General features: G+C 47.8%; 3 protein-coding genes. All 3 read left to right on the top strand.

Annotated elements, in window-relative coordinates; translation table 11 throughout:
• The first annotated feature begins 59 nt into the window (after nucleotides 1-59).
• Nucleotides 60-992, top strand: a complete 933-nt coding sequence (gene queG / locus NZ772_16765; protein ID MCS6815207.1) for a tRNA epoxyqueuosine(34) reductase QueG — start codon at nucleotides 60-62, stop codon at nucleotides 990-992.
• Complete coding sequence (locus NZ772_16760) at nucleotides 971-1,636, top strand: HAD-IA family hydrolase (protein MCS6815206.1); 666 nt, start codon at nucleotides 971-973, stop codon at nucleotides 1,634-1,636. Before queG ends, NZ772_16760 begins: the two co-directional genes overlap by 22 nt.
• Nucleotides 1,637-1,802: 166 nt before the next feature.
• Complete coding sequence (locus tag NZ772_16755) at nucleotides 1,803-2,243, top strand: Hsp20/alpha crystallin family protein (GenBank protein ID MCS6815205.1); 441 nt, start codon at nucleotides 1,803-1,805, stop codon at nucleotides 2,241-2,243.
• Nucleotides 2,244-2,836 lie beyond the last annotated feature (593 nt).

The following is a 2,836-nucleotide window of genomic DNA, read 5'->3' as shown; positions in this document are numbered from 1 at the left end:
CCCGGTGGTGATTATTCGTTTGTTATTCGTGCTCGGTTTTAGGGACAGGCGATGGTGCTGTGGACAGTCATCAAGTGAAGCAGTTGGCACTAGCGCTGGGGTTTCACCGTGTGGGAATTGCAGCGGTGACTGAGGATGATGGTGCAACAGAGTCTCTACGACAATGGTTAGCACGAGGCTATCACGCAGATATGCAATGGATGGCCAATCCTCGGCGACAAGATATTCGACAGGTCATGCCCACAGTGAAATCTGTAATCTGTGTTGCCTTAAACTACTACACTCCTCATCAGCATTCCCAGCATCCAGATCGTGGCAAGATCTCTCGTTATGCTTGGGGTCGAGACTATCATCGGGTGGTAGGCAAACGCCTAAAGCCTCTTGTGGAGAAGCTGCGACAGGTTGGTGCTAAGGCCATTGCTTATGTTGATACAGGCCCCATTCAGGATAAGGTGTGGGCACAGCGAGCAGGCATCGGCTGGATCGCCAAGAATGGCAATCTCATTACCCGTGACTATGGCTCTTGGGTGTTTTTGGGCGAGGTACTGACTGACTTGGAACTAGCAGCCGATCAACCCCACACGGCTCATTGTGGCACCTGCACCCGCTGTTTAGACGCTTGCCCTACTCAGGCAATCACCCAGCCCTTTGTTGTCGATGCAAACCGCTGCATAGCCTACCATACCATTGAAAACCGATCGCCGACGCTACCAGATTGGATCCATCCCCATCTGCATGGCTGGGTTGCGGGTTGTGATATTTGTCAAGATGTGTGTCCCTGGAACCAGCGATTTGCAAAAGAAACAACAGTAGAAGAATTTCAACCGTATGCTGGTAATGTTGCTCCTACGCTTGCAGAGTTGGCAACCCTTTCTGACGAAGAATGGGAACGCCGATTTCCGGCATCGGCACTGCGACGGATAAAACCCTACATGCTACGGCGTAATGCCCGTGCTAACTATAACCATCGATGTTTACAACCAAATCCATAGACACCTTTATCTTTGATTTTGATGGGACGATCGCAGACTCATTCCTTACAATTGTTACTATCTGCAACAAACTAGCCCAAGAGTTTGGCTATCCGGTTGCCTCTGAGGCTGAGATTGACCAACTGCGCAACCTCAACTCTCGCCAAATCATTCGACAATCTGGTGTGTCAATTTTTCATCTGCCCCTGCTGATTCGTCGGTTAAAAGCAGAAGTCAACCAAGTGGTGCATCATCTAAAACCGATCGTAGGTATACCCGAAACATTGGCTACCCTGAAGCAGCAGGGCTATCGCTTGGGCATTCTCACCTCCAATGGCAGAGATAACGTAGAAACGTTTCTCGCCAGCAACAAGATGGATACTCTGTTTGACTTTATCTATTCCGGTGCAACGCTGTTTGGTAAAAATCGCCTAATTCGGCGCTGCCTGTATCAACAGCACCTAAAACCCACACAAGTCGCCTACGTTGGTGACGAAACTCGTGATCTTGAAGCTGCACGTAAGATTCGAGTCTGTGCAATTGCTGTTACATGGGGATTCAATACTGCCGCAGTGTTAGCTGACTATCAGCCAGATTTTCTGCTCTCTTGCCCCCGTGAACTGATTACAGTCGCGAACATCTTAGCCACTACTGCTCACAAGTAACATCAAATTATTGACAATCCTGCTTAGTCTACAGAGGGCTTGCAGGTCTTCGGGGATTACTATCGAAACCAGGAAAAGAACCGAACCCCCCTCTGAAACTGCCATTGCTAATCTAAAAGCAGATTGAGTTAATACTCATTCGACTACAGATTAGGAGGTTATGACTATGGCTCTTATTCGTTGGGAACCGTTCCGTGAAATCACTGCCCTTCAGCGGGAAATGAATCGGCTATTTGATGCTATAAGCACCGAAACAACTCAATCTACATCCTTTGTACCTGCTGCTGAAATGCACGAAACTCCAGATGCAGTGGAACTGCGCGTTGAATTGCCAGGGATGGATGCTAAAGATCTCGATATTCAAGTGACAGCAGAGTCTGTATCCATTGCTGGTGAGCGTCGTTCTGAAAAGCGCTCTGAAGAAGATGGTTATGTCCGCACTGAGTTTCGCTATGGCAAGTTCCAGCGGGTTATTCCCTTGCCGGTGCGTGTTCAGAATCAGTCTGTGAAAGCTGACTACAAGGACGGCATTCTGCAATTGTACTTGCCCAAGGCCGAAGAGGAAAAGAGCAAGATTGTGAAGGTCAATCTTAGTCAGTCAGCCTAAGGGCAGGTCTTCAAGGTTAATGCTATGCCGGTAGAGTTCTAATCTTAAGCCATCGAGTGGGGGCTAGTTCCCCCACTTTTGGTATGTTGCTGTTTTAGCGCCTAAGATGCTGTTGCCTTTGAAGAATTGCTTGACGTTAGAACTTCTGCAAGTTGTTCTAGCGAAAGCAGCATCACGATAACCTGATATATCCCGCTGCTAGACAATTCTCCCTTAGGATTGAGAAGGTGCATAGGGTTAAGCCAGACTTGTTGTGTTAATAGGTGCAACTGCTCAATAACTTAAGGAACAACTTGTTCCACGAGCAGAATCTTAATGATAGGTTAGGATGAGGGTACAAGGAGACACTTTCTCATAGTGGACTTGCCCCTGTCACTTGCATCACTGTTCGTGATAGCTTACGAAAGTTGGCACAGTCTTGGTCATAACTAGGCTGATCGATTTGTGATGAACTTTCAATCTGCTCCCCATTTGATTCAACGAGGAGCTAGTGGCGATCGTTACTTGCCACTAGTCGAGTCTAGCTGCTGGACATTTGGTAGGGGTGCCGATAATAACTTTGTGCTGTCTGATCAGTGGATTTCTCGTAACCA

It is taken from the genome of Cyanobacteriota bacterium (genome assembly GCA_025054735.1).
Classification (GTDB): domain Bacteria; phylum Cyanobacteriota; class Cyanobacteriia; order SKYG9; family SKYG9; genus SKYG9.
This window is presented reverse-complemented; position numbering and strand designations above follow the sequence as displayed.